23 protein-coding genes are annotated in these 24,638 nt (G+C 66.7%); 4 read left to right on the forward strand and 19 right to left on the reverse strand.

What is annotated here, in order from left to right; translation table 11 throughout:
• Positions 1-8 precede the first annotated feature (8 nt).
• Positions 9-476 carry a DUF2062 domain-containing protein gene (locus Har1129_RS13415; RefSeq protein WP_151101119.1) on the forward strand — a complete coding sequence of 156 codons (468 nt, stop codon included), beginning with the start codon at positions 9-11 and terminating at the stop codon, positions 474-476.
• 18 nt (positions 477-494) lie between these two features.
• Here Har1129_RS13415 and Har1129_RS13420 read toward each other — a convergent pair whose 3' ends face one another.
• Genes Har1129_RS13420 through cobN form a run of 3 tightly spaced genes read right to left on the reverse strand, consistent with a single transcriptional unit; the run spans position 495 to position 5,854 of the window.
• The gene (locus Har1129_RS13420; protein WP_151101120.1) at positions 495-1,256 is read right to left on the reverse strand and encodes a cobalt-precorrin-7 (C(5))-methyltransferase; all 762 of its coding nucleotides are present in this window, start codon (positions 1,254-1,256) and stop codon (positions 495-497) included.
• A complete protein-coding gene (locus Har1129_RS13425) occupies positions 1,249-1,977 on the reverse strand; it encodes a precorrin-8X methylmutase (RefSeq protein ID WP_151101121.1) in 729 nt (242 codons plus the stop codon). The genes Har1129_RS13420 and Har1129_RS13425 overlap by 8 nt, the downstream gene beginning before the upstream one ends.
• Entirely contained in the window at positions 1,967-5,854 is a 3,888-nt protein-coding gene (cobN, locus tag Har1129_RS13430; RefSeq protein ID WP_151101122.1) for a cobaltochelatase subunit CobN, read from the reverse strand. The genes Har1129_RS13425 and cobN overlap by 11 nt, the downstream gene beginning before the upstream one ends.
• A gap of 35 nt (positions 5,855-5,889) precedes the next feature.
• Between cobN and Har1129_RS13435 the strand changes: the two genes are divergently transcribed.
• From Har1129_RS13435 to Har1129_RS13445, 3 genes are all read left to right on the forward strand, one after another.
• On the forward strand, positions 5,890-8,043 hold the full coding sequence (locus Har1129_RS13435) for a VWA domain-containing protein (RefSeq protein WP_151101123.1): 2,154 nt from the start codon (positions 5,890-5,892) through the stop codon (positions 8,041-8,043).
• Positions 8,044-8,112: 69 nt separating this feature from the next.
• Complete coding sequence (locus Har1129_RS13440) at positions 8,113-8,319, forward strand: CbtB domain-containing protein (RefSeq protein ID WP_151101124.1); 207 nt, start codon at positions 8,113-8,115, stop codon at positions 8,317-8,319.
• Positions 8,319-9,029: a CbtA family protein gene (locus Har1129_RS13445; RefSeq protein WP_151101125.1), complete on the forward strand. Its 711-nt coding sequence runs from the start codon at positions 8,319-8,321 to the stop codon at positions 9,027-9,029. Before Har1129_RS13440 ends, Har1129_RS13445 begins: the two co-directional genes overlap by 1 nt.
• Positions 9,030-9,041: 12 nt before the next feature.
• On the opposite strand, the gene Har1129_RS13450 is transcribed toward Har1129_RS13445, so the two are convergent.
• From Har1129_RS13450 to Har1129_RS13525, 16 genes are all read right to left on the reverse strand, one after another.
• Positions 9,042-9,728 (reverse strand): Rnase Y domain-containing protein, encoded by a 687-nt coding sequence (locus Har1129_RS13450; protein ID WP_151101126.1) that lies wholly within the window; start codon positions 9,726-9,728, stop codon positions 9,042-9,044.
• Between the two features lie 148 nt (positions 9,729-9,876).
• Entirely contained in the window at positions 9,877-11,148 is a 1,272-nt protein-coding gene (locus Har1129_RS13455) for a PQQ-binding-like beta-propeller repeat protein (protein WP_151101127.1), read from the reverse strand.
• On the reverse strand, positions 11,141-11,512 hold the full coding sequence (locus Har1129_RS13460) for a DUF3209 family protein (RefSeq protein ID WP_151101128.1): 372 nt from the start codon (positions 11,510-11,512) through the stop codon (positions 11,141-11,143). Before Har1129_RS13460 ends, Har1129_RS13455 begins: the two co-directional genes overlap by 8 nt.
• 30 nt (positions 11,513-11,542) lie before the next feature.
• Positions 11,543-12,766: a CbiX/SirB N-terminal domain-containing protein gene (locus Har1129_RS13465; RefSeq protein ID WP_151101129.1), complete on the reverse strand. Its 1,224-nt coding sequence runs from the start codon at positions 12,764-12,766 to the stop codon at positions 11,543-11,545.
• A complete protein-coding gene (locus Har1129_RS13470) occupies positions 12,763-13,428 on the reverse strand; it encodes a cobalamin biosynthesis protein (protein WP_151101130.1) in 666 nt (221 codons plus the stop codon). Before Har1129_RS13470 ends, Har1129_RS13465 begins: the two co-directional genes overlap by 4 nt.
• Positions 13,425-13,721 carry a ferredoxin gene (locus Har1129_RS13475; RefSeq protein ID WP_151101131.1) on the reverse strand — a complete coding sequence of 99 codons (297 nt, stop codon included), beginning with the start codon at positions 13,719-13,721 and terminating at the stop codon, positions 13,425-13,427. Before Har1129_RS13475 ends, Har1129_RS13470 begins: the two co-directional genes overlap by 4 nt.
• Positions 13,721-14,824: a precorrin-3B C(17)-methyltransferase gene (cobJ, locus tag Har1129_RS13480; protein WP_151101132.1), complete on the reverse strand. Its 1,104-nt coding sequence runs from the start codon at positions 14,822-14,824 to the stop codon at positions 13,721-13,723. Before cobJ ends, Har1129_RS13475 begins: the two co-directional genes overlap by 1 nt.
• 2 nt (positions 14,825-14,826) lie before the next feature.
• Positions 14,827-15,753: a precorrin-3B C(17)-methyltransferase gene (locus tag Har1129_RS13485; protein WP_151101133.1), complete on the reverse strand. Its 927-nt coding sequence runs from the start codon at positions 15,751-15,753 to the stop codon at positions 14,827-14,829.
• 213 nt (positions 15,754-15,966) lie between these two features.
• Positions 15,967-16,731, reverse strand: coding sequence for an SDR family oxidoreductase (locus tag Har1129_RS13490; RefSeq protein WP_151101134.1), 765 nt, complete (start codon positions 16,729-16,731; stop codon positions 15,967-15,969).
• A 146-nt stretch (positions 16,732-16,877) separates the two neighbouring features.
• Positions 16,878-17,843 (reverse strand): cobalt-precorrin 5A hydrolase, encoded by a 966-nt coding sequence (gene cbiG, locus Har1129_RS13495; RefSeq protein ID WP_151101135.1) that lies wholly within the window; start codon positions 17,841-17,843, stop codon positions 16,878-16,880.
• Positions 17,843-18,721, reverse strand: coding sequence for a cobalt-precorrin-4/precorrin-4 C(11)-methyltransferase (locus Har1129_RS13500; protein WP_151101136.1), 879 nt, complete (start codon positions 18,719-18,721; stop codon positions 17,843-17,845). The genes cbiG and Har1129_RS13500 overlap by 1 nt, the downstream gene beginning before the upstream one ends.
• Positions 18,714-19,511, reverse strand: a complete 798-nt coding sequence (locus Har1129_RS13505; protein ID WP_151101137.1) for a cobalt-factor II C(20)-methyltransferase — start codon at positions 19,509-19,511, stop codon at positions 18,714-18,716. Before Har1129_RS13505 ends, Har1129_RS13500 begins: the two co-directional genes overlap by 8 nt.
• The gene (gene cbiT / locus Har1129_RS13510) at positions 19,508-20,116 is read right to left on the reverse strand and encodes a precorrin-6Y C5,15-methyltransferase (decarboxylating) subunit CbiT (RefSeq protein WP_151101138.1); all 609 of its coding nucleotides are present in this window, start codon (positions 20,114-20,116) and stop codon (positions 19,508-19,510) included. Before cbiT ends, Har1129_RS13505 begins: the two co-directional genes overlap by 4 nt.
• 100 nt (positions 20,117-20,216) lie before the next feature.
• Positions 20,217-21,767: an ATP-binding protein gene (locus Har1129_RS13515; RefSeq protein WP_151101139.1), complete on the reverse strand. Its 1,551-nt coding sequence runs from the start codon at positions 21,765-21,767 to the stop codon at positions 20,217-20,219.
• 99 nt (positions 21,768-21,866) lie between these two features.
• Positions 21,867-23,927 carry an excinuclease ABC subunit UvrB gene (uvrB, locus tag Har1129_RS13520; RefSeq protein ID WP_151101140.1) on the reverse strand — a complete coding sequence of 687 codons (2,061 nt, stop codon included), beginning with the start codon at positions 23,925-23,927 and terminating at the stop codon, positions 21,867-21,869.
• A 44-nt stretch (positions 23,928-23,971) separates the two neighbouring features.
• Positions 23,972-24,583, reverse strand: coding sequence for a rubrerythrin family protein (locus tag Har1129_RS13525; protein ID WP_151101141.1), 612 nt, complete (start codon positions 24,581-24,583; stop codon positions 23,972-23,974).
• Between the last annotated feature and the right edge of the window lie 55 nt (positions 24,584-24,638).

Genomic DNA, 24,638 nt, shown 5'->3' on the forward strand with positions numbered 1-24,638 from the left:
ACACGTAGATGGTTCGCCGACGAGTGGCGCAGACGCGGGGGCAGGTCAAAGAGAAGCTAGTGGCCGCGCTGGTCGAGGAGCACTCTCCTCAGGAGGTCGCGGCCAGTTTCAGCATCGGCGTGTTCCTCACTGCGTTACCGACGCTCGGCACTGGATTTCTCGCCTTCCTCATTCTTGCGTACCTGTTCAAACAGCTCAGCAAGGTCGCGCTGTTCGCGTCCGTCCTGATACTCAACCCACCGGTCAAATGGGGCGTGTACGCGACGAGCTTCTGGCTCGGCAACCGGATTCTGGGACCGGTACCCGGACTGTCGTTTACTGGCGTCTCCGTCTCGATGGGCGGTGAGGTGCTCGTACGTCTGTGGACCGGGAACATCATCTTGGCTGTCGTGTTCGCCGCTATCGGGTACGTGATCGCGTTCCGTTTGATCAACGAGTACAGGCGGCGACAGAAGGACTCAGTCGCGGTCAGCTAATCGGGAACGGCTACGGTCTCAGTCCCGCCGGACGACGAACACCGACAGGTCTGAAAACCGCGTGTCGTCCCTGCTGTCACCGCCAGCATCTTGTGCAAGGTCACCGAGCGTGGTCGCGGTCCGGGCCTCGTCGTCGTGGGTAAGTCGTTCGTACACCAGCGCCGGCAGGTCAGGGTCGCCACCAGCATCGATGAGGTCTACCGCGATGTCTTCGGGCATCAGGTCGAACGGGCGCGGGAGGACGAGCAGGTGTCGCTCGCCCACATCGCTCCGGAGGCGGTCGAGGTCCGCCGAGAGGTCGCCGCTCTTGTGCAACGTGACAAACGTTGTGTCCTCCATCGGCGTCCGGGCGCGACTGGCCGCGATCTGGAGCGACGAGATACCCGGCACCACGCGGACCGGCCGGTCGACGGCGCGCTGGACCTTCCCGACGAACTGGTAGCCCGAGTGGTTCGGGTCACCCATCGCGACCGCAGTCCCGCGTTCACCGTCGGCTACGCGCTCAGCGAAGGTGTCCAGCGTGTCGAGTTCGTCCCGGTAGCCACAGGTCAGCAGGTCCGCGTCGGTCCGGTCGGCGACAAAGTCGACGACGGTCTCGAAGCCGACGACCACGTCGGCCTCGCGGATGGCCTGCTCGCCCCGCGGCGTCAGGAAATCAGGGTTCCCCGGGCCGATGCCGACGGCGTGGACCGGCCGGTCCGCGTCGGGGTCCTCGGGCGCGCTCGCCGCGATATCTGCCGGGTCTGGTCCCGAGTCGAGGTCGTAGTCGCCGCTACTCATCGAGCGTGAGTTCTCCGTCCCGGCTGTCACTTGCCACGTGCACCAGTTCGTTCGTCAGCCCCGCGGCCAGTCCGCTCCCGCCGCGGCGGCCGACGTTCGTAATCGCCGGAACGCCGTGCTCGGCGGCGACCTCCCGGAGCCGCTGTCGACTCTCGGCGGCCTTGACGAAGCCGACCGGCGTGGCGACGACGACGGCCGGACGGGTCCCGTCTTCGATGCAGTCAGCCAGTGCGAGCGCCGCCGTCGGCGCGTTCCCGACGACGGCGATGGCCCCGTCGTAGACGCCCTGCTTGTCGAGTTCCAGCACCGAGGCCGCCGTTCGGGTCATACCGGTCTCGGCGGCCAGTTCCGCGCCGTTGCCGATGGCCTTCTTCACCGGGCAGTCATGCCCGCGACCGGTGATACCCGATTTGACCATCGTGATGTCGGTGACGATAGGCTGTTCGTCCAGCACCGCTCGTGCACCGGCGCGGACCGGCTCATCGTCGTCCTCACCGGTAAAGCGCATCAGGTACTGGAATTCGGGGTCGCCGGTCGCGTGGACCGATTTCTGCCGGATACGGTCGGCCAGCGTCTCGTCGGGGACGAGTTCACGCACGCGGTCCATCGACGTTTCGGCGATGTCCATCGCGTTCGAGGTGGTCGCGCCGAGGTCGGCGTACTCCTCGAAGTCGTCCTCGCTGTTCGTGTCGTCTGTCGCATCAGTTGTGTTAGTCGTCATCTGAAGGCACCTCCGTTCGTTCCGCACCGCTATTCCGCGCTTCGAGGTCGCCATCCACTTCCAGATTCAAGTCCCTAAGTCGGTCGCGCGTCTCGTCGTCGGCGTCCCAGAGGCCGCGGTCGATGGCCTCAAGCAGGGTCTCGGTAATCGAGTCCAACGCCCACGGGTTCACATCCCGGAGCCAGTCCTGTCGGTCCTCGTCGAAGGCGTAGCGCTCGGCCACGTCCTCCCAGAGGGTGTCGCTGACCACGTCGGTCGTCGCGTCCCAGCCGAGCACCACGTCGACCGTGGTCGAGAGGTCGCCAGCGCCCTTGTAGCCGTGTTCCTCCATCGAGTCGAGCCACGCGGGGTTCAGCACGCGGGCCCGCATCGCTTTCCGGACCTTCTCCTCGTTCGTGTAGACGTCGACGTTATCGGGGTCCGAGGAGTCCCCGACGTAGGAGTTCGGTTCCTCGCCGGCGATTTCCGTGACGGCGGAGATGAAGCCGCCGTGGAAGGCGTACCAGTCCGAGGAGTCGAACTCGTCCTGTTCGGCGGTGTCCTCGATTTTGACCGTCGCATCGACCGAGGAGAGGCGGCGCTCGAAGGCGTCGTGGGCGTCGCTGACGCGGCCGCGGGACCCCATCGCGTAGCCGCCCCACTGGACGTACACGTCGGCGAGGTCCGAGCGGTCGTCCCAGTTCCCTTCGTCGACGGCCTTGTTCGTCCCGGCACCGTAGCCGCCGGGCCGGGTGGTGAAGACGCGGTGTTTCGCCGCGCTTTCGGCGTCGCTCTCGTCCATGCCATCAGCCACGAGGTCGTCGGTCTCCTCCTCGACGTGTTTCTTCACGTAGTTCATCTCGTGGGGTTCGTCGAGGTCGACGACGGCGTCGACGGCGTCGTGGACCACGCCCGCCGCCGCGGGGAAGGCGTCCCGGAACAGTCCGGAGACGCGCGTCGTCACGTCGATGCGCGGACGGCCGAGCTCATCGAGTGAAATCGGTTCCACGTCCTCGACGCGGCCGGCGTCGGACCAGACCGGTTCGACGCCCATCAACGCGAGCACCTGCGCGATGGTCTCGCCGCGGGTCCGGACCGTCGGCGTGCCCCAGACGACGACGCCGATCTCCTCTGGATACTCGCCTTCGTCCGTCTCGTGCCGTTCCAGCACGCCGTCGGCGACCTCGCTGCCCACATCCCACGCCGTCTTGGCCGGGACCTTCCGCGGATCGAGCGTGTAGAAGTTCCGGGCCGTCGGGAGCAGGTCGACGCCGCCACGCGTCGGCGCGCCAGAGCCGCCGGGTGGGACGTACTCGCCCGCCAGCGCGTCGGCAGTCCGCGGTATCTCGTCGGCCGCGCCGGCCACCCGCGGGGCCGCTTCTTCGCAGATGTAGGCCAGCGCGGCACGGAGGTCTTCGTGTGCGCCCGACCGTACGCGGGCGTCTCCGAGCGGTTCGATGTCGACCACGAGGAGGTTCATGTTCACCTCGGAGTCACTGTCTTCGAGTTCGCTCTCTGGCACGTCGAAATCGTACTCCGCGAGCGTCCGGACGAGGTCCTTGCTGGTCTCGTGGACGCGGTCAGCGGCTTCGGCGTAGGTCATTCCCAGCGCCTCGTCGTACTCGCCCGGTGCGTTCCGGAGCTTGTCGTAGTCGACGCCGAGCACGCCCGCAACACTCTCGCGCAGCGACGGCGCGCCGGGGTTTTCGAGTCGCGTGAGCGCGACGAGATAGTCGACCAATCGGTCGTCGGCCGGCGGCTCGCCCATCGTGTGCAGGCCCTTCCGGATCTGGGTCGTCTTCACGTCAGTGAGGTACTCGTGGACGCGCTCGACGAGGTCGTCGATGTCGAGGTCCTCGCCAGCGACTTCGCCTTCGGCCAGTGTCGACCCCGCCTCGTCCGGGCCGCGTACGTCGGCTTTCTCGTCGATTTCACCGGCAATACCGAGTTCGACGGCGAGGTCCAGTTCGTCGACAGTCGCTCGAATCTGTTCGGCGAGGTGTTCGCCGTCGTCGGTCCGAGCGTCCTCCATGCCCGCTTCACGGTAGCGGTCGGCCAGTTCCTCCAAGTCGGCGAGGTCGTCGTACGTGCCGGCGTTGGCCATCACCGGCGTCAGGTAGTCGACGATGGCGGCATAGGACCGGCGCTTGGCCTGCGTGCCTTCGCCGGGGTTGTTGACGATATAGGGGTAGACGTTCGGGATGTCGTCGATGAGCTGGTCCGGCGCGCTCTCGCCGTCCAAGCCGACAGTCTTGCCCGGCAGCCATTCCAGACTGCCGTGGGTCCCGAGGTGGACGACGGCGTCGGTATCGTAGCTGTTGCGGAGCCAGCGGTAGAAGGCGACGTAGTCGTGTGGCGGCTGGAGGTCGGAGTCGTGGTACACCTTCGATGGGTCCATGCCGAAGCCACGCGGCGGCTGGACCGTCACGAGTACGTTGCCGAACTCAACGCCGGGAATCGCGAACGGTCGATCCGGCGGGTCGCCCCACTCGTCGATGACGTTCTCGCGGAAGTCGGCGTCGAGCGTCTCGAACCACTCACCGTACTGGGTCGGCGAGACGGTGTCGACGCTCAGGTCGCGCACGTCTTCGGGTGCGACCCAGCGGTCGTCAAGCGTCAGCTGGGCGGTGAGGCGTTCGACCAGCGACTGGCCGCTGTCGGGCATCGTATCTCCTAAATTATACCCACGCCCGTCCAGTTCTTCGAGCAGATTGACGGTACTTTCCGGCGAATCGAGCCCGAAGGCGGTCCCGATGCCGTCGTCGCTGGGCGGGTAATTGTGGAGGACGACGGCCACGTTCTTCTCGTCGTTTGGCGTGTGGCGCAGTTCGGCCCAGTTGACCGCCAGCCGGGCGACGTGGTCGATTCGGTCGTCGATGGGGAAGTGCTGTTTCGGCGCGCTCCCGATGCCGGCGGCGTCGTCGGTGCGTTCCTTCCCCGAGATGGGGTGGGTGATGACGTTGCCGTCGAACTCCGGCAGGGCGACCGAGAGCGCGAGTTCGAAGCCCATCACGCCCGTGTCGCTGCTGTCGTAGCGCGAGCGAGAGCGCATCGTTGTCACGGTCTGGATGACCGGCACGCCGAGTTTGTCGAGGAACACGTCCTCCGCACTCTGGCCCTCGTCGTCAGCACTGCGGCCCCGTTCGTCCATCGACAGCGAGAACATGAACGACGAACAGACGGCATCGACCAGCGGATTCCCTGCGTCGTCCAGCAGCCACTCTTCGGTGACCTGCTCGGCGTTCCACTGGCCGTCGGCGTCGGTCGCCGGCTCGCAGAATATCGGGAGCGCGTTCGCCCCCTGAGCCTCGATAGCCCGGACCTGTGCGTCGACGTACCGGGTGTTTTCGTGTGTCCAGTGGGACTCGTAGAACCAGACGGCGACGGTCGGCTTCGCCGGGTCGAACGTCGCCCGCAGGTCCTCGATGCTCGCGCCCGGATGGTCGGGGTGGTAGACCCCTTCTGTCGGGAGCGTCACCGGATCGTCGAACGCGGGGTCGGCGTCGCCGTACTGCGCCACGAGGTAGCGGGCGCAGTTGGCGACGTTGCTCGCCCCGCCCTTGTCGAGGTAGTCGTACACGGTGTCGCGGTGCTCGTCCGGAACCGACGTGTCCTCGAAGGCGAAGGCGTCGCCCGTCGCTTTCACCACGAGCGGGACGCCGGCCTCGCGCAACCGCTCGACGGCGAGGTCGTAGCCGGGCATGCTGTCCTCGGCCCCGTGGAGCCAGAGGACGACGGCGTCGGCGTCGGTCAGTTCGTCGACGAACGCCTCGACCGCTGGCTCGTCGTCGAGGTCGCTCTCCGAGCGCACGACGAGGTCCGCATCGACCTCGCCCGCGGCCCGCTGGACGGCCCCGAGTTCGTTCTCCGTCGCGGTGTAGAGTCCTAGCTGTGGCATAACGTTATTAAATCTCCGTTTGCACTAATACAAGTATGGTTGTATTCGGCGCGGGCAAAAAAGCTTCGCAGGGGGCCTCGTTCGCGGCCGTCGTCGGCCAGCGGGACCTCAAGGACGGACTGCTGGCCGTCGCGACGGACGACGACCTCGACGGACTGCTGGTCCGCGGCGAGAAGGGGACTGCGAAATCGACGGCCGTCCGCGCTCTCGCCGACCTGCTGCCCGAACAGCGCGCAATCGCGGACTGCCCCTACGGCTGTCCGCCGGACAGGCCGGAAGCCCAGTGTGGGGACTGCCGGACACGGGCGGACCCGCCCGTCGAGACGCGGTCGGTTCCACTTGTCACGCTCCCCCTCGGCGCGACCCGGGACCGCGTCGTCGGGACGCTGTCTGTCGCCGACGCCCTTGACGGCGACCACGAGTTCGACCCCGGCCTGCTCGCCCGCGCGAACCGCGGCATCCTCTACGTCGACGAGGTGAACCTGCTGGACGACCACCTCGTCGATGTACTGCTCGACGCCGCCGCGAGCGGTCAGAACCGCGTCGAGCGCGACGGCGTCACCGTCACCCACCCCGCCGAGTTCACGCTGGTCGGGACGATGAACCCCGAGGAGGGCGATCTGCGCCCCCAGCTACGGGATCGCTTTGCTCTCCAGACCGAGGTGTCCGCCTGCGAGGACGTAGGCGACCGCGTCGCCATCATCGATCAGGCGCTGGGGGAGGACGACGAGGAGTCACGGGCCGAACCCGACCGCGATCCCGGAGAACGATTGCGAACCGCTCGCGAGCTGCTGCCCGAGGTCGACCTCGCCCGAGAGTTCCGCGAGCAGATCGCCGAACTCTGTCGGGACGCCGGCCTCGACGGCCACCGCGGGGACATCGCCACGGCGCGGGCGGCCCGGACCTTCGCCGCGCTGGATGGGCGAACGACAGTCCTCGAATCAGACATCGAGCGGGCCGCCGAGTTCGCCTTGCCCCACCGACTCACGTCCAGACCGTTCGAGGATTCGCCGGACATGGACGACGTGCTCGACGACCACTTCGAGGACGAGGAGGACGAATCCGAGGAAGGGTCCGCCGAGGAAGGGGAGAGCGATGGCGAGGAAAGTGGCGCGGACGGTGACGACGAAGGGGCCGACGGCGACCCGGCAGATGACGGGGCCGACTCTGAGAGCGGTGGAGATGCGAACGAACAGCAGGAACAGCAGCCGGATGACGGCGAGCAGTCCGATGAGGACGGCGACAACGAGTCGGGCGAGCGGGGCGAACAGCCGACGCCCGCTTCGGCAGATAGCGACGGCGAGCGACAGGAGAGAGAGGCCGGCGACAGCGACGGGGCGGCTGGAGGCGACGGTGAAGAAGGTGACTCCGACCAGTCCGACGACCCAGAAAACGCGACACCGCTGTTGCCGGGCCAGTCCAGAGCCGAAGTCGGCGACAGCGGCGCACCCGACGTAGACGCCCCGACCGTCGACACCGACGGCGGGATGTCGAGCGGGCGTGCGGACGCGACGGGCACAAAGCGAGGGGCAACAGTGCGGACCGAGCGTGCCGGTCGCGACGACGAGGTTGACGCCGCAGCGTCGGTCCGTGCGGCAGCCAGTCGCGGGAGCGGCCGCGTCGAATCACGGGACCTCCGCAAGTCGGTCCGAGCGGGCGACGCCGAGACGTTGGTGGTGTTCGCCGTCGACGCGAGCGCGTCGATGCGCCCGGCGATGAAGGCTGCGAAAGGCACCGTACTGGAACTGCTGAAAGACGCCTACCAAGCCCGCGACGAGGTGGCGTTCGTCACCTTCGCCGGCGAGGGCGCAGATGTGGTCCTCCCGCCGACTGACAGCGTCTCGCTGGCGGCCCGGCACCTGAAGGACCTCCCGACAGGCGACCGGACGCCACTGCCGGACGGCCTGACCGCTGCCCGTGACGTGCTCGACCGAGCCGACCCGGACGCCGGCGTCGTCATCGTCGTGACCGACGGGCGGGCGAACACCGCCGACGGGAGTCCGGTCGAAGAGACCGGAACCGCGGCCAAGGCGCTCGGTGAGGCGGCCGACCGAACCATTGTCGTGGATGCCGGCGACGGGAGCCGTGCCGGCCTGCTGGATGTCGTGGCCGAGGAAACGAGCGCCTCGGTGGTGCCACTCGATGCGCTGACCGCGGAGCGAGTGGACGCCGTCGCTGGCGAACGATAACCCCCCGGTGGAGCTGTATCAGGCGGAAGTTTTACAATCTTACTTGTTCTTAAGACAAACGAGATTTCAATGCAGGATGACACTGACACCGCACGCGCCACGGACAGCGTGTACGACCGCATCGAACGCGCCAAAGGGGCACTGACCGGCCCACAGGTCGCCATTGCCGTTGCACTGGTGGCGGCGCTCGGCTTCACGCTACTGTTCGTGCAGGACCCGATGCTGCACGACTCACTGCACAACTTCCGACACAGCGCCGGGATCACCTGCCACTGATGGCGACTGACTACCTCGAACGCGGCGCGGTGGCCGGCGTGGCAGGTGGGCTGGTCTACGGCCTCTTCGTTGCGACGGTCGGGAACAGCTTCACTGCCGGACTGGAGACGTTCGAACACAGCCACGGCGGGGGCGGTCCCGTCGTCTCGGAACTCACGACGACCGTCGCGAGCATCGGCGGCGGCGTCCTCTGGGGAATCCTCTTCGGCGTCGCAGTGTTCGGGATGGCGTACTTCTTCCTCGAACCGGCGATTCCCGGCTCCGGTGCGACGAAGCGACTGGCGCTTGCGGGGGCTGGCTTCCTCACCGTCTCCGGTGCGCCGTGGCTCGTCCTCCCGCCACAGCCGCCGGGCGTCGAGCAGGCGCTTGGAACGGAGACGCGACTCGCTTGGTACGCCGGCCTGATGGCGCTGGGCGCACTGGTCGCGGTACTCGCCGGGCTCGCATACCGGCGGACGGAGCGTCGCCACACCGCAGTCAGACTCGGGGCCGCGGCGCTGCCGCTCGCACTGCTTGCAGTTCCTGTCGTACTCGCACCAGCGAACCCGGTCCACGGCGACGTGCCCGCCGCGTTGGTCGCAGCCTATCGCTGGACGGTCGTGTTCGGCCAGTTGCTGCTGTGGGCCACGATTGCTGGTGTTCACGCATGGCTCGGAGACGGCGATACCCCAGCCATGGACGACTTGGACTATCCCGCGACGGCAGACTGACGACGACGCGACTCAGATTTTTCCGGCAACCGTCCCGAGGTTCAGTGCCAGCCCGACGATAGCGACGACGGCGGCAATAGCGAGGTCCGCCGTCGTCCCGCCGACACTAAACGGGGCTGTGCCGGCCGATACCAGCGCGCTGAACCCGATGCCAGCGACGACGAGCGCCACGCCGGCCAGTCCGACGAGCATCGTCCCGGTCGGACCGAACTGACCGGCCGACCGGGTCGCCTCGTACCGGTCCAGTGCGTTGTGCATCGTCTCCGTGACCGACTCCTCTACGTCCGCCATCTGCCCCGAAAGGTAGGTGTTCAGCGTCTCCTCGTGCTCGTCGAGCTCCGCGGCGCGCTCGGACAATTGGGCATCGTACTCCGTCAGTTCGGCCTCGCGCTCGTCGAGATCGGTCTCCCGGTCGTCGAGGGCGGCTTCGCGTTCGTCGAGTTGGTACTCCCGCTCGTCCAGTTCCGTCTCTCGCCGGTTCAGTTCCTCCTCCCGAGCGTCGACCTTCTCTTCACGCCGGTCGAGTTCCGCACTCCGCTGGTCGAGACCCATCTCCCGCTCGTTGAGCCGACGCTGCATCTGCGCGAACTCCCGCTCGCGCTCGGTTGGGTGGTCATCGGTAGCGGCGCTGTCGTCGTCGACATCGGCGTCCGCATCGGCCGGTGCATCTTCGTGGTCCGCGTCTGTGTCATTAGCCATGGTCGGCTCCCATGTCGAGGCACTACGGCTAGCAAACGGTTAGTTTGATACCACATAACACAGTAACCGCAGCCAAACCGACGAAATCACGTCCGAGAGAGGATCAGCAGAACAGGCAGCTATTGGGCCAGATCGCTGTGGCAACGCGTCAACAGCGCGGCTGGGCCATCTCGTTCTCGATTCCGACTCGATGCAACCGGTACGTGCCGCGCTCGCGGCCCTCGTCGTGGTAGACGACCGGTTCCTCGACGGCGACGGCAGTACCGTCCGCGACTGCGGCCGCTGTCACGACGCCGTCGGTGTCGAGCGTACCGACAGGGCCGTCGACGACATCGAACAACCGCAGGGCGTGGTCGTCGGCGTCGCGGTCCCGGAAGTTCTGTGCGCCGGGAACGGCCAGCAGCGAGCCGTCGGTCCCCAGCCCGCTGGCGAAGCCGCCGACGGGCGCGTCCCAGCGGCGGTCGCCGTCGGGCGAGACGCCAGTTGCGGTGTGTTCCCGGGGATGACGAGCCTCAGTCTCGCGGCCCTCCTCGGGGTAGGTGTTGCCGGTGACGAACACCGCGCCCTCGGCCGTCGCGTGGACGTGATTGGGGTAGGCATAGACGGTGTCCCCGCCCACGTCGGTCGGCGTCGCAAGCGGGACGCGCCAGCGCTCCCGGCCGCCGCTGTCGAGCCGGTAGCCACAGTAGTCGCCGTGGCTGGAGACGACAACGCCGTCGGCAAGCAGGGCCACATCGCCGACGCGGCGCTGGCCGTCGGTCCCGGGGTCCCACATCCAGCGCGGGTCGCCGTCGTTGGCGTCGAGGACGACGAGGCCGTGCTGGTGGTCGCCGGGGCAGCGGTTGTACGCGACGGCGACGCGACCGTCGTCGGCGTCGAGCGATATCGGTGAGCCGTCGGTCCGGTAGGTCCACTCGACGGTTCCATCGGGCGTGAACGCGTACACGACGCTCTCGAAGTGGCGCTGGTCGGTCCCGTTGTCGTCGGTCCGGCGCTCGTACCGTCGGGCGGCAGCGTACAGGCGGTCGCCGTCAGTGGCGAGACTCGCGACGAAGGGGAGCAGGAAGCGGGTGTTTTGCTGTGGCTCGCCGAGGTCCGCCCTGCTTTCGTACCGCCAGCGCAGGCCCCCGTCAGCGTCGTGACAACGGATCTCGCCGCGTGCGCTGCGTTCGCCGACAACGAAGCCGCCGTCGAACGGCACTGCCCCGACGACGCTGGGGTCGCCATCCGTGTCGTATTGCCATCGATGACGTTGCGGGTCGGCGTCCGTCGATACGTCGAACGCCCGAAGATTCCCATCAGCGGTCCCGACGACTGCCAGCCCGTCGGTCAGCGTCACTGCGGAGCGGCGGCCCTGATGACGCGAGCGGGCCGGGGGTATCTCACCGAGCGACGCGGTCCATCCGCGCTGGCTACTCATCGACAGGGAACGCCTCGTGGAGGACGTCGTGGGCCTCACCGAGACCACTGAGAACGTCCTCGCCCTGCATGGTGATGCGCGACACCGCCCGCTCGGCGTCGCGGACTGCAACAAGTCGGCCCCGGAGGTAGTCGTACTCGGGGTCGTCCTCGTCGGTCGCGGCGATTTCCTCTTCGAGGTCTACGAGCGCCGCGTCGAGGTGGCGCTCGATCCCGGCGAGCGTCTCCGCGCCGGCAAGGGCCTCTATCGGGCCGGTCATGTGGCCCTCCAGCTCCTGTTCCGCGTGCTGGCGCGCGTGGTCGTCTTCGGTACCGAGAACGTTCATGAGGCCCAGTCGAAGGGCCTCGATTTCGTAGCAGCTCATTGTGTGTCGTAGTGTTGTAGGGGTGTATTCTCAAAGGGTCTGGTCGACGAGTTCGCTCACGATGCGGTCCCGATCCAAGTGCGAGGACACAATCTCGTCAGCATCCTCGTCTTCGACGCCGCCGTACCAGACGCCGTCGGGGTAGACGGCGACCATCGGCCCCTCGCCACAGCGACCGAGACACGACGACCGTGTGATGCGGGCGTCGCACTGGTCGCTATCGCGGGCGGCCTGACGCAGTCGTTCGAGGACCGCCGGCGCGCCGTCCTGTGCACAGGTCTGGTTCGTGCAGACGGCGACGTGTTTCTCGGGGGCGTCGTGGACGTGCGGGTCGTCGTCGACGTTCTCGCGGTCGGCGTGTTCGGCCTGATGGGTCAGCGCCCGCAGCATCGCGCGAGCGCCGCCCTGATCCTCCTCGTAGCCGTCGAGTTCGACCTTGTACTTGCAGGTGTCACAGGACATCTCGACGCTCCCGGTGCGGGCTTCCTGCCAGCGGTCGCCGAGCACGTCGAGCAGACGGGTGTCAGTCCCGAGCGGCTCGCCCGGCGCGGCGTCGACGTATGGGTATTCCTCGTCAAACTCGCGTGCGCCGTCCTTGATGCGGCCGGTCAGCACGCCGTCGCCGAGCATGTACGGAATCACGACGACGGCATCGGGTCGGGTCTTCGCGATGTCGTGGAGCGTATCGTCCAGCAGTGGCTCGGTGACGCCGATGAATGAAGCCTCCACGCGGTCGAACTCGCGGCCCTCGTACAGGAGCCGGGCAAGCTTGTGGACATCGGCGTTGGCGTCCGGGTCGCTGGAGCCGCGGGCACAGACGACGGCGGCCACCTCGTCCTCTTCGCGGTCGACGCCCAGTTCGGCCTCGACAGCGGCCGCGCGGTCGTCCAGCAGGTCGAGCAGTGCCGGGTGGACGCCCAGATGTGCGCCGTTGTTGATCGTCAGCTCGGGGTGGGCCTCGCGGGCCTGCTCGACGGCCAGCGGCACGTCGTTTTTCACGTGGCTGGCGGCGAACAGCGAAAGGTGGACCACCGACACTTCCGAGACTGCCCCGGCCAGCCCCGCGATGGCCTCGTCGATGGCCGGCTCTGCGAGTTCGAGGAAGGCGGCATCAACGGGAATCCCCAGCCGTCCCTCAAGCTCGACTGCGAGCTCGCGGACCTGTTCGTTGGACTTCTCGCGGCGGGAGCCGTGGCCAGCCAGCAACACTGCTTCGTCGTTGAGTGTCTTCGGAGCAGTGGTAGCTTCGCTCATCGTTCTCGGACTCGTTCGACGCTTTTCCGGAGCTTGCGCCGCCGGCTCGGCGCGAACAGCCCCGTCTCCTCGCTGCCCTCGTACAGCCAGTCGCCGAGGGCAGGTGCCGCGTCGTCGTCGACGCCGAACCAGTAGCCCGACGAGGTCTCCGAGAGGTCGTCGTAGGGCGCCTCGACCGGACAGCGGTCCAGCAGCGTCTGCACCGTCCGAAGCAGGCGCTCGTCTTCGTGGACGAATGAGATGCCGACCGCGTTGTCGTCGGACTTGAAACAGACGGTGCCACAGCCTTCGAGCAAGCCCCGGAGGAGCTGGCGGTCGTAGTCGGCCAGCGCGTCGAAGCGATAGCCGCCCGAGTCGCCGTCGAACGGCAGGCCAAGCGCTGCACTGGCGCGGTCGGCGAGGCCACCGACGACCTGCACCGTGAACTCCTCCTCTTGGCGGGTAATCGAAGTGTCGTGAGCGTAGGCCCGCTCGACGATGCGGCGGTCGGCCCGCTCGGCCCCGGCAACGGACGCGAGCCGCCGAGCAGCCGTCTCATCATTGGTACGGACGGTGACACAGCCGTCCTCGCACTCGCCGTCGCCGGCGACTCGCCCCCAGAAATACGCCGTCTCGGGATGGGCGGCGAGCATGTCGTTCGGCGCGCCGGTTTCGACGCTCATGGCTGGACCTCCTCTGTATCGCCACCGGAGGCGGCATCTGCCGCCACGTCCTCCTCAACGGATTCCACGTGAATCGCGTCCAGCGGACAGGCTGCAGCGGCCTGCTCGGCGTCGTCACGGCGGTCGTCGTCGAACCTCGCCGCAACGGTGTGGGCGTCGTCGACCTCCAGTTCGGTCGGCCCGTCAGTGTCGAGGGTCGCCAGCCCCTCACCGTCCTCGGCGAAGCGCCCGTCGCGGACGAGACAGGCGAACACGCCGTCGCAGGCGTCGCGGTCGATGGTGATTCGGTACATTAGTAGTCGTACTTGGTCTCGTAGCCCCGCGGCGTCACCATCCGGTCGTCCCAGACGTAGGTGTCCTCGTTGCCCACGAGCAGGGTGGTAGTCATGTCGACGAGGTCGGTTTCGCCCAGTTCGGGCAGGTCGCCGAGTTCGACGATTTCGACCTGTTCGTCCTCGCGGCCGGCGGCGTGGACGACACCGACCGGCGTCTCGGGGTCGCGGTGTTCCAAGAGGATTTCACAGCACTTCTCGTAGTTGTCCCGGCGCTTGCGGCTCCATGGGTTGTAGATGGTGATAGTGAACCCCTCCTTGGCGGCGGCGTGGAGCCGCGACTCGATGGTCGGCATATCCGTGAGGTGGTCCGACAGCGAGATGGAGACGGTGTCGTTGACCAGCGGCGCGCCCACGCGGGCCGCACAGGACTGGGCGGCCGGAACGCCCGGCACCACGTCGAAGTCCAGCATCGTCGCCGTCGCGCCCTTCGATTCGATGATCTCCAGTGCGAGGCCGGCCAGCGCGTACACGTTCGGGTCGCCGCTGCCGATGATGGCCACGTCGTTGCCCGCCAGCGCGCGGTCGATGGCCTCCTCGGTTCGGGACACCTCGCCACACATCGGCGTGTTGTAGATGTCCTCGGCGGCGTCGGTCACTTCGTCGGGCAGCAGTTCGACGTAGGTCGTGTAGCCGACGATATGCTCGGCGTCCAGCAGCGCGGAGCGGGCGCGGGCGGTCATCCCCTCTGGCTGGCCGGGGCCAAGACCCACGGCGATGAGCTGGCCCGGCTCGGCATCGAAGTCGTCGACAGTCGCACCGACTTCCTCCTCGTCGTCCGATTCGCTGGACGATGAGGACGCACCGCAGGAACTGCTGCTGGATGACGACGAGGAGTCGGACGAGGACGCCCCACACTTCGACGCCGTATCGTCGCCTGTGTCCGGCGTCGTTTCTGTGGACGAGCTTGCCGAGCTTGCGCCGCATTTGGAGCCGGTGTCGGGCCCCGCTTCCGCTTCGCTCGCGGCGTTGCCGCTCGCGCTTTCCGAGGCGCTTCGCGCCTCGCTTGCGCCGCATTTCGATTCCGTCTCTGTACTCGCGTCGGTGGTGTTGTCAGTGCTCATTATTAGAAATCGTCGACGTCACGCCCGCCGCGCGGGGTGACGAGGAACTCCTGGTAGTCGTTGCGCCAGACTTCAGTCTCGTGGGTGCCGACGACGATGGACGAGCCCATGCCGCCGACCTTGTCGTCGTGCTCGGTCAGTTCGCCGAGCGTCGTAATCGTCTCCGTCTCGTCGTCGAGGTTGCGGCCGGCCTCGCCGCGGCCGGAGTCGTTGACGATAGCGGCGGGCACGTCGTCCGCTCGTTCCTCTCGCAACACGTCGACGGCCCGCTCGTAGTCGCGCCAGCAGTTGTAGAGAACAACGACGAAGCCGCTGATCGCGGCTGCCCGGAGCTTCTCCTCGATTTCCTCCCAGCCGCGCCACTTGTCGGACAGCGAGATGGTACAGAAATCGTTCGACAGCGGTGCGCCGAGGTTCGCCGCCCCCGACAGCGCCGCGGTCACGCCGGGGACGATTTCGATTGGCACGTCGTCGGCGTCGTCGGCGTCGGCCATCGTAAACAGCAGGTCGGACTTCCCGTAGACGTTCGGGTCGCCGCCGGAGACGTGGGCGATGTCCTCGCCGGCACGGACCCGCTCGAACGCTTCGCGGGCGAGTTCGACCTGCTTGCCCATCGACGACCGAATGAGCGTCTGCCGGCTGCCGTCGGGCCGTTCCAGCACGGCCCCTTCCTCATCGGCGATTTCGCCGTCGTCGGTTTCGCCGTCGAGTTCGGCAGACTGGGGCGGAAGCGTCCCGTCTTTCCGCAGGAACTCCTGATAGAGGTTCGAGGCGATGATGCAGTCGGCGGTCTGGATGACGTCTTTCGCCCGCTGGGTCATGTCGTGGGGCAGCCCCGGGCCGATACCGACAACGTACAGCGTTCCGTAGTCAGCGGGGCGCGTCGCCTCGGTCGCGGCCGCTGCCGACTGGCGTCCGTCGCTGCTCATCCTAGCGCTCCGAGAACCGACGGTCGAATCTCGATACTGTGGCGCATGGTGAGTACAACGCCGCTTTCGCATAAAACAATTGTGCTTGTATTAGTTCAAGCAGAGGTGTTAGCAGGGAAAGTCAGCTTGTCACGAGGGCCGGAATCTGATCGAGAAAACACGGAGCTTCGACCGGTTGTGTCCGCAGTCGCGCGCGAAAACCGCGACAACTGATCAGGTGTTGCTCAGTCCCCCATCGACGACAAGACTCTCGCCGTTGACGTAGGAGGCCATGTCGCTGGCGAGGAACGTCGCCGCGTCGGCGATCTCTTCGGGTTCGCCGAAGCGTCCGGAAGGGATGAGTTCCTTCAGCATCATTTTGGTCGTGTCGTCGATCCGCTCGTCCTCGAACATCTGGGTCTTGCTGTAGCCCGGATGGATGGCGTTAACTCTGATATCGTAGTTGCTCAGGCGGTCCGCGAGCGCGTAGGTGAACAGTCGAACCGCACCCTTGGAAGTGCAGTAGTTGACCAGCAGCCCGGTACCGCGGATACCGCCCGAACTGGACATATTGATGACGGTCCCGCCGCCGTTCTCCCGCATCGCCTCCGTTGCGATCTTCGCACCGAAGAACACGCCCTTCGTGTTTACGTCCATGAGCCGGTCGTAATCTTCCTCCGTCGTTTCGTAGAAGTCCGCGATCTCGGAGATCCCGGCGTTGTTGACCATGATATCGATACCGCCCAGTTCTTCGGCCGCGGCGACGGCCACTTCCAGATCGTCGGGATTGGTCACGTCACACTCGACGAAGTGTGCGTCTCGGTCGGTCTCGGCTTCGACTAGTTCGTGGGTCGGTTGACCGCCCTCACGGGGCTCCTCCTGCTGGTCTGCGACAATCACGTCAGCACCGTGCTCCGCGTATCGTCGGCAGATCGCCCGGCCGAACCCGCTCGCGCCACCCGTGACGACTGCCGCCTTGTCTTCGAGCAGTGTTGTCATACAACACCTGTCACCACAGCCGCACATGGTAAATAAGTTTAGAGTTGTAGCGCGGTGCACCAGTTGCAGCGCCACAAGAGCGTACAGCGACCGCTCGCATGGCAAGAAATCCGGACTGAGCGGTAGCGGTCAAGAAGGCGTCGGAATTACTGCCCGATAGCGACGGTAACGGCCTCGTCGTAGCGGGTCTTTTCGGCCAGCAGGTCGTGCTCGCTGCCGGCGGCGATGGCCGACGCCTCGGCGATGCCCGGCCAGCCGATGAGTTCCTTCGAGCGCGAGGGGGTCGGACCCTCGAACTCCTCTAAGGTCCCCTTCTCGAAGGCGACGACACCCAGCCCCCACTCCTCGGCGGCGGCGAGCATCCCCTCCTCGTCGGCTTTCCGCGTCCCGGTAGCGACGAACTCCACGTCCGAGCGGTCGAGGTCGGCCTCGTTCAGCGCCTGCTCCCAAGCTGCGTGGAACTGCTCGACAGCCGCACCGGCGACGCTGCCACAGCCCAGCACGACACCGTCGTCTTTGTTGCGTTTGAGCACCGTCACGTCGTCGTCGACCAGCACGGCCTTGGGCCCGTCGAGGCGCTCGATGGGGCCGAGTTCGTCGTCGAGCACGGCGAGGTTCGTCGCGACCGTCGAGTCGCCGTTAACGACGTGGGCGTCAAGCGCCTTGGCCTGCTTCTCGACGCCCTGTTTGTCTGCGGCCTCACTTGCGGTCGTCATCGCCGGCACCGCGCCCATCGACGCGAGGTCGTCGGCGACTTGGTTCGCGCCGTGGTGGCCGCCGGTGATGGGGATGGCCCACGTCAGTTCCTCGTCGACGACACAGATGGCGGGGTCGTCCCACTTGTCGTCGAGCAGGTGGGCCGTCTTGCGCATCGCGATACCGCTGGCCATCAGGCCGATGAAGCAGTCGTACTCGCCCCAGTACTCCTCGAACACGTCGCCGTGGTATTCGAGGATGTCGATGGACTCGTAGCGGTCGCCGATGCCGTCGACGATGTCTTCGGCGGTGTCCATCTTCCGCTCGAAGGCGACGATAGCGATGTTCTCGGCTACCTCGCCGTCGGAGTCGGGTGCTTTGCAACTGTTCGAACCGGAGTCGTTGTCAGTGCTCATCAGTCGTCAGCCTCCTGTGAATCCGCGTCGCTCCCCCGGTTGGCCCAGTCGCCATAGAGGAAGGAGCGTTCGTAGTCCTCGCCGCCGACGGCGTCGCCGATGACGACCATCGCAGACGCCCGATACCCGGCGTCCTCCAGTTTCTCGCCGATGGTCGCAATCGTCCCCTCGATAACGTCCTCATCAGGCCAAGATGCGTGGTAGATGGCCGCCACCGGAGTTTCAGGGTCGTGCCCGTCTTCGAGCAGCCGCTCCATCGTCTCGCTGACGGCGTGGGTGCCCAGATAGATGCAGGTCGTCACGTCACCCATGCCGACGAACTCGGAGATGTGGTCCTCGTCCTCGTCGAGGGTCTTGCCCTGCGGGCGCGTGAAGGCGACGTGGTTGGCGACCTCGTTGAGCGTCAGCTGGGTCCGCATGGTCGCGCTGGCGGCAAAGGCTGAGGTGACGCCGGGGACGATGTAGGTCGGCACGCCCTCGTGTTCGAGTGCGTCCATCTGCTCCAGTGCTGCACCGTAAATGGCGGGGTCGCCGCTGTGAAGCCGGACGACGGTGTCGCCGGCCTCGTAGGCGTCCCGCATCAGCGGAATCAGCTCTTCGAGGTCCTTGCCGATGGAGGACACCGTTTCAGCGTCGGCGCAGTACTCCTCCAGCAGTTCGCTGTTGACCAGCGAGCCAGCGTGGACTACGAGGTCGGCGTCGGCCAGCAGCTCGCGGCCGGCGACAGTCAGCAGCCGGGGGTTGCCCGGGCCGGCCCCGACGAAGGGGATGCCCTCCTGCTCGTCGCCGGCGCTGTGCTCGTAGACACGGTCGTCGCGGTTCCCGGCGACGGAGTCGATTGCCGTCTGCGGGTCCGTCTCGCCAGTCTCGTCAGTCATGTTTCACCTCGTCGCCACAGAGGGCGGCTTCGGAGCGCTCCTGTCTGGCGAGGTCACCGATTGATTGCTCGCCGCCGTCGGTCACGACACCGCTCTCGTCGGCCGCTTCGAGGAAGGCGTCGGTCGCCTGCTCGACGCGCGTCTCGGGCTTCTCGGCGTAGGCCAGCGTGTAGTAGTCTCGCTCGTCGATCTCGCTCGGGTCGTCCGTGACAACTGTCTCGCCCTGCTCCATGAACAGCCGACGGCCGTACACCACGTCGTAGCCGGCCTCGACCAGTCCCTCGTGGGTGGCCGGCGCGTCTGTCACCTTGAACAGAATCATCCGGTCGGGGCCGGTCGGCGACGCGCCGCGGTCGGCCTCCCTGAGAGCGAGGCTCGACCCGGCGGTGATTTCGACGCCCAGCGCCGTCGCAAACGCCGACATGGCGCTGACGCCGGGCACCACTTCGAGGTCGACCTCGGGATGGAAGGCGGCGAGGGTCCGCCGGAGATGGCCGAAGGTCGAGTAGACGTTCGGGTCACCGAGCGTGACGAAGGCGGCGTCGCCCTCGCGGGCCGTCGGCGCGATTTCCGCAGCGGCCTCTTTCCACGCCGACCGGAGCTTTTCCTCGTCGCGGGTCATCGGGAAATCGAGGTCGCCGATGCGCTCCTCGGGGACGTGCTCGGTCGCGACCGACCGCGAGAGTCGGCCCGGGGAGTACACCACGTCGGCGGATTCGAGGGCACGCTTGCCCCGCACCGTCACCAGATCGGGCTGACCGGGGCCGAGGCCGATGCCGTAGAGGGTCATCGCTTGCCTCCGCTTGCGGCATCGGCGTCACTCGGCCCGCCAGCGCCGTCGGCGGCAACGTCTTCGCTGGCGCTGCCGACGAGCATGTACACTGGATTCTCCGAATTGAAGCTCGTCGCGCCGGCGAGTTCGTAGCCGTGGCTCACCTGAAACTGGACGACCTCCTCCAGAATGTCGCGGTCGCGGAAGGCCTCGGTCGCTGCGCCGGCGACTTCGAGCCGTGAGACGTTCATCACGATACGGTCGACGCCGGTCTCGACAGCGTGGTCGAGGACCGCCTCGTAGTTGCGCGACCCGCCGAGGAAGAGGGCGTCGGCGTCGTCCGGCAATCCCTCAGGGGCCTCGGCCTCGCGTAGTTCGACATCGGCGTCGATGTCGTTGGCCGCGAGGTTCTTGCGGGTCACGTCGAGTCGGTTCGGCTTGCGTTCGAGCGCAGTGACCCGCCCGGCCCGGCGCGCCGCCGTGATGGTGACAGCACCGGTACAGGACCCGACCTCCGCGAAGTGGTCGGACCCGGTGAGAGCGAGTTTGCTTGCGAGGACGGCCCGGACCTCCGGCTTGGTGGGACCGGCCTTCGCATCGTGTGGGAGCGAGACGCGGGACATCACGCTATACAACTGCAGTAGCGCGTAAAACAATTTTGGTTGTATTAGTCCAACTGCGGATGATAGCAGGGTCCGGCGAACGACGCCGGGCACAGATGGGTCACAGTGCCCAGACACGGCAACCGTAGCGGTAGAGCGCGGCAAGGGAACCACCCCAGAGGAGATGGGCCAACAGCGCCACCGCGCTGAGGTTCGGGAGGCTCGCCTCGATACCGACCAGTGAGAGCCACAGCGGCATGATGAGCCCAGCGGCAACAAGCCAGAGCACGAGCGACCAGCCGAGTGCGACCCCGACGTACCGGAGGCGGTCGGAGAAGTGGCCCGGTACGGTCTGGACCAGCGCGGCGTACACCAGTCCGAAGACGACGCTGTGGAAGCCGTGGGTTATCCATCCGACCAGAGCGTTCTGGACGCCGTACAGCGCCCCGATGACCGGGACGCTCCCGGAGAGTAGCTGCATCGGGACACCCATCACGACGGCAGCGACGAGGGACGTGCCGACAGCGAGGCCCAAGCGGCGCGGCGGAAGTCCCAGCACGTCGTTGGACTGGGTCGTCGCGACGCCGCCGTCGGCCGAGACGTGCGGCAGTATCAGCGTTATCGTCGTCCCCTCGTCGGTGACGGTGGCCGCCGTCCGTCCGCCGTAGCTCCGGACGAGCAGGCGAACGAGGTCCAGCCCGAAACCGGTCGAACGGTCCTCGTAGGAGCCGATTTCGCCGCGGTCTAACAGGTCGCGTTGTCGCTCGGGCAACCCCGGCCCGTTGTCGCTAACGCTGATGGTCACGGTGTCTTCGGTGTCGGTGACCGCAACCTCGACGCGTGGGCTGTCGCTGTCGTTGTAGACGACCCCGTTCTCGACCAGATGCGCGACGAGATTGTCGAGCATCGTATTGGCCCGCACTTGGAGGTCCGCGGGCACGTCGGTCCGCAGGTCGTAGTCGGCCGACGGGTGCGTCTCCCGGACTGTGTCGACGCCGGACTCGACACACGGGACCACGGGCACGGCGTCTAGGGTCAGTTCAGACCCGCCGTGGGTGATGTGTTTCATGTTCTCGACGACCTGCTGGACGCCGGCCGAGCGGTCGTCGACGACCGACAGGAGATCGGCCGTGCCGACACCGTCCCGCGACTCCGCGATCTCTACCCGGCCCCGGATGACCGTCAGCGCGTTCAGCACCCTGTCGCGGAGGATGCGGTTGACCAGGTCCAGCCTGGCGGCCTGCTGTTCGAGTTCGTGTTGCTGGCGGTTCGACCGTCCGGCGTAGACGCCGGTGAGCGCCCCGCCGACGCCGCCGCCGATGAGGAAGTTCGACAGATACGCGCGACTCCCTCCGGCAGACAGCGGCCCCATACCGCCGTTTCCGACCAGCGTTACCAGAACGAGGACAAGCATCGCACCGGTCCCGGCGAGACACCACAACGTGACTGTCCGGACGAACCTGCGTTCGAACTCACCGACGACGAGGACGACACCGAACGCCGACAGCCCTAGCCCTAGTACCAGCGGTAACACCCCGCCAAAGACGAACGCCGTCAGTCCGTCGTTGACTGCCAGCGTGACTGTGAACCGGGTAAGAAAGAAGCCGAGACCGGCGACAATGAGTCCAGTCGGTGAGAAGCCACGGCCCAAGGAACGAACGTACTCAAACATAGTCTGGCCCCGACAGAGTGACTATCGAGATACGTACCATTTCGCGTCAGGATATAAATCGGTTATCCGGGACTCACGTCAGCCAGACGAACCGAGCAGTCAGAACTCCGGGCCGGGTGCCGGCACGCCGTCGCTGTCGTCGCCACCGTCTAGGTCGAACTCCTCGCGGAGTTCGCGGATGCGGTCCCTGATGTCGGCGGCCAGTTCGAACTCCAAGTTGTCCGCGGCCTCCTGCATCCGCTCCTCCAATTGCTCGATCTGGCGGGCGGCCTCGTCAGGGTCGCTCGCGCCGTCACTGGAGATACCGCCGGTGTCGGTCTTGCTCCCCGGCAGGTTCGTCTCGCCGACTTCCTTCTCGATGGTCGTCGGCTCGAAGCCGTGTTCCTCGTTGTACTGCTGCTGGATTCGCCGGCGTCGCTGGGTCTCCTGAATGGCCGACTGCATGGCGTTGCTGCGCTCGTCGGCGTACAGCACGACCTCGCCGTTGACGTTCCGGGCGGCCCGCCCCATCGTCTGGACGAGCGTCGTCTCCGAGCGGAGAAAACCCTCCTGATCGGCGTCCAGAATCGCCACGAGCGACACCTCTGGAATGTCCAGCCCCTCCCTGAGGAGGTTGATACCGACCAGCACGTCGATGTCACCCAGCCGGAGCGAGCGGATGAGCTCGTGGCGTTCCAGCGTGTCCGTCTCGTCGTGCATGTACGCGACGCTCACGCCGGATTCTTCCAGATACTCTGTGAGATCCTCGGCCATCCGCTTGGTCAGGGTCGTTACCAGCACCCGCTCGTCGCGCTCGACGCGCTCGTCGATCCGTCCGAGCAGGTCCTCGACCTGCCCCGTCGCCGAGGCGATTTCGACGGCCGGGTCGACGAGGTGGGTCGGGCGGACGATCTGCTCGACGACCTGATCGCTGTGCTCGCGCTCGTAGTCGCCCGGGGTGGCGCTCACGTACAGCGTCTGATCGGTCTTCTCCTCGAACTCCTCGAAAGTGAGCGGACGGTTGTCGAACGCCGTCGGCAGGCGGAAACCGTTCTCGACGAGGCTCTCCTTGCGGCTCTTATCGCCCTCGAATTGGCCGCGAATCTGGGGGAGCGTCTGGTGAGACTCGTCGACGACGGTGAGGAAGTCGTCGGGGAAGTAATCCAACAGCGTGTAGGGGGCTTCACCGGTCTCGCGGTCCGAGAGGTGGACCGAGTAGTTCTCGATGCCCGAGCAGTAGCCCGTCTCCTGCATCATCTCGATGTCGAACGTGGTCCGCTCCTCGATGCGCTGGGCGGCGACGTGGTCGCCCTGGCGCTCGAAGTAGCTGATGCGCTGGTCCAGCAGTTTCTCGATTTCGTCGATGGCGCGCTGGAGCCGCTGTTCCGGAATCGAGTAGTGCTCCGCCGGGTGGAGCAGGGCGGCGGGCTCCTCGCTTTTGACCTCGCCTTCCAGCGGGTCGACCTTCAGCATCCGGTCGATCTCGTCGCCCCAGAACTCCACGCGCAGGGCGTAGCGGGCGTACATCGGGTAAATCTCCAGCGTGTCCCCGCGCACGCGGAAGGTTCCCTGCGTGAAGTCCACGTCGTTGCGCTCGTAGTTCAGGTCGACCAGCCGAGAGAGCAGGTCGTCGCGCTCGATCTCTTGGCCCACCTCAAGCGAGAGGGGCATATCGACGTAGTTGCGCGGGTCACCGAGGCCGTAGATGGCCGACACCGACGCGACAACGATCACGTCGTCGCGGGTGAGCAGCGAGCGCGTCGCGGAGTGGCGCAGCCGGTCGATCTCGTCGTTGATGGAAGCGTCTTTGTCGATGAAGGTGTCCGTCTGCTCGACGTAGGCCTCGGGCTGGTAGTAATCGTAGTAGGAGACGAAGTACTCGACAGCGTTGTCCGGGAACAGCTCGCGGAACTCCTCGTACAGTTGGGCCGCGAGCGTTTTGTTGTGGGCGATGACCAGCGTCGGCTGCTGGATTTCCTCGACGACCCACGAGACGGTGTTGGTCTTCCCGGAGCCGGTCACGCCGAGCAGTGTCTGTCGGTCCATCCCCTGCCGATAGCCCGCCGCGAGCTGCTCGATGGCCTCGGGCTGGTCGCCCGCCGGCTCGAACGGGGCGTCGACGCGGAACTCGCGGTCGACATCGGGTCGGTCGATAGAGAGTGGTCCGCCGGTGTCGCTCATTACCCATACGTCGGGCTGGACGGACTTGAGCCGCGTGGTTCGCGTTAGCAGACCGGCTTCGGGTTCACGCCGAGGTCCTCAAGCGTCTCGAAATACTCGTCGTAGGCCGTCGAAATGACGTCGATAGCAGCCGCCTCCGCGGCGTCCCAGTCGTCGTCGCTCTCACAGACAGCGTCGAGCAGTTCCGTGGCGTCCTCTCTGAGGTCCACCACGTCGCTCCCGGCGCTGCGGAACGTACTCGCCGTCTGTGGGTCCGCCTGCCCAGTGAAAAAGCCCGTGTACTGCTCCTTGACCTTCTTGTCGACGAGTGCCCAGCCGACGAAGCCGCCGAGGCGTTCGACGGTCCCGTCGAAGTCATCAAGCACGTCGTGCATCGCCGGCGTCCGGTCGACTGGGTCGGCGTCGATGCTGTCGCGTCGCTCGGCTGTCTCGGTCGCCGCGTCGGCAAACAGCGCCGCCGCGTCGTCGTGGTCGTCGCCGGTCCACGCGTCGAAGGTGTCGTGGGCCGCCCCCTCGCGGGCGGCCGCCGCCGCCAATACTACGTCCGGTTCCATCTCGCCGCGGGTGTCGGCGTACAGCGTCTTCGAGGAGCCCAGTCGGGAGAGTTCCGTCTGCTGGTCGTCGCGAACGGCGTCGAGAAGATCTGCTGCGGTCATACTCTGGCCTGCGGCCGGCGCGGGCTTGTAACCATCGAACCCATCGCTACCAAAG

The sequence above is a fragment of the Haloarcula sp. CBA1129 genome (assembly GCF_008729015.1).
Classification (GTDB): domain Archaea; phylum Halobacteriota; class Halobacteria; order Halobacteriales; family Haloarculaceae; genus Haloarcula.

Coding starts and splice junctions, on each gene's coding strand:
- Har1129_RS13415 (WP_151101119.1), top strand. CDS start 9: ATGGTTCGCCGACGAGTGGCGCAGACGCGGGGGCAGGTCAAAGAGAAG.
- Har1129_RS13420 (WP_151101120.1), bottom strand. CDS start 1,256: ATGAGTAGCGGCGACTACGACCTCGACTCGGGACCAGACCCGGCAGAT.
- Har1129_RS13425 (WP_151101121.1), bottom strand. CDS start 1,977: ATGACGACTAACACAACTGATGCGACAGACGACACGAACAGCGAGGAC.
- cobN (WP_151101122.1), bottom strand. CDS start 5,854: ATGCCACAGCTAGGACTCTACACCGCGACGGAGAACGAACTCGGGGCC.
- Har1129_RS13435 (WP_151101123.1), top strand. CDS start 5,890: ATGGTTGTATTCGGCGCGGGCAAAAAAGCTTCGCAGGGGGCCTCGTTC.
- Har1129_RS13440 (WP_151101124.1), top strand. CDS start 8,113: ATGCAGGATGACACTGACACCGCACGCGCCACGGACAGCGTGTACGAC.
- Har1129_RS13445 (WP_151101125.1), top strand. CDS start 8,319: ATGGCGACTGACTACCTCGAACGCGGCGCGGTGGCCGGCGTGGCAGGT.
- Har1129_RS13450 (WP_151101126.1), bottom strand. CDS start 9,728: ATGGCTAATGACACAGACGCGGACCACGAAGATGCACCGGCCGATGCG.
- Har1129_RS13455 (WP_151101127.1), bottom strand. CDS start 11,148: ATGAGTAGCCAGCGCGGATGGACCGCGTCGCTCGGTGAGATACCCCCG.
- Har1129_RS13460 (WP_151101128.1), bottom strand. CDS start 11,512: ATGAGCTGCTACGAAATCGAGGCCCTTCGACTGGGCCTCATGAACGTT.
- Har1129_RS13465 (WP_151101129.1), bottom strand. CDS start 12,766: ATGAGCGAAGCTACCACTGCTCCGAAGACACTCAACGACGAAGCAGTG.
- Har1129_RS13470 (WP_151101130.1), bottom strand. CDS start 13,428: ATGAGCGTCGAAACCGGCGCGCCGAACGACATGCTCGCCGCCCATCCC.
- Har1129_RS13475 (WP_151101131.1), bottom strand. CDS start 13,721: ATGTACCGAATCACCATCGACCGCGACGCCTGCGACGGCGTGTTCGCC.
- cobJ (WP_151101132.1), bottom strand. CDS start 14,824: ATGAGCACTGACAACACCACCGACGCGAGTACAGAGACGGAATCGAAA.
- Har1129_RS13485 (WP_151101133.1), bottom strand. CDS start 15,753: ATGAGCAGCGACGGACGCCAGTCGGCAGCGGCCGCGACCGAGGCGACG.
- Har1129_RS13490 (WP_151101134.1), bottom strand. CDS start 16,731: ATGACAACACTGCTCGAAGACAAGGCGGCAGTCGTCACGGGTGGCGCG.
- cbiG (WP_151101135.1), bottom strand. CDS start 17,843: ATGAGCACTGACAACGACTCCGGTTCGAACAGTTGCAAAGCACCCGAC.
- Har1129_RS13500 (WP_151101136.1), bottom strand. CDS start 18,721: ATGACTGACGAGACTGGCGAGACGGACCCGCAGACGGCAATCGACTCC.
- Har1129_RS13505 (WP_151101137.1), bottom strand. CDS start 19,511: ATGACCCTCTACGGCATCGGCCTCGGCCCCGGTCAGCCCGATCTGGTG.
- cbiT (WP_151101138.1), bottom strand. CDS start 20,116: ATGTCCCGCGTCTCGCTCCCACACGATGCGAAGGCCGGTCCCACCAAG.
- Har1129_RS13515 (WP_151101139.1), bottom strand. CDS start 21,767: ATGTTTGAGTACGTTCGTTCCTTGGGCCGTGGCTTCTCACCGACTGGA.
- uvrB (WP_151101140.1), bottom strand. CDS start 23,927: ATGAGCGACACCGGCGGACCACTCTCTATCGACCGACCCGATGTCGAC.
- Har1129_RS13525 (WP_151101141.1), bottom strand. CDS start 24,583: ATGACCGCAGCAGATCTTCTCGACGCCGTTCGCGACGACCAGCAGACG.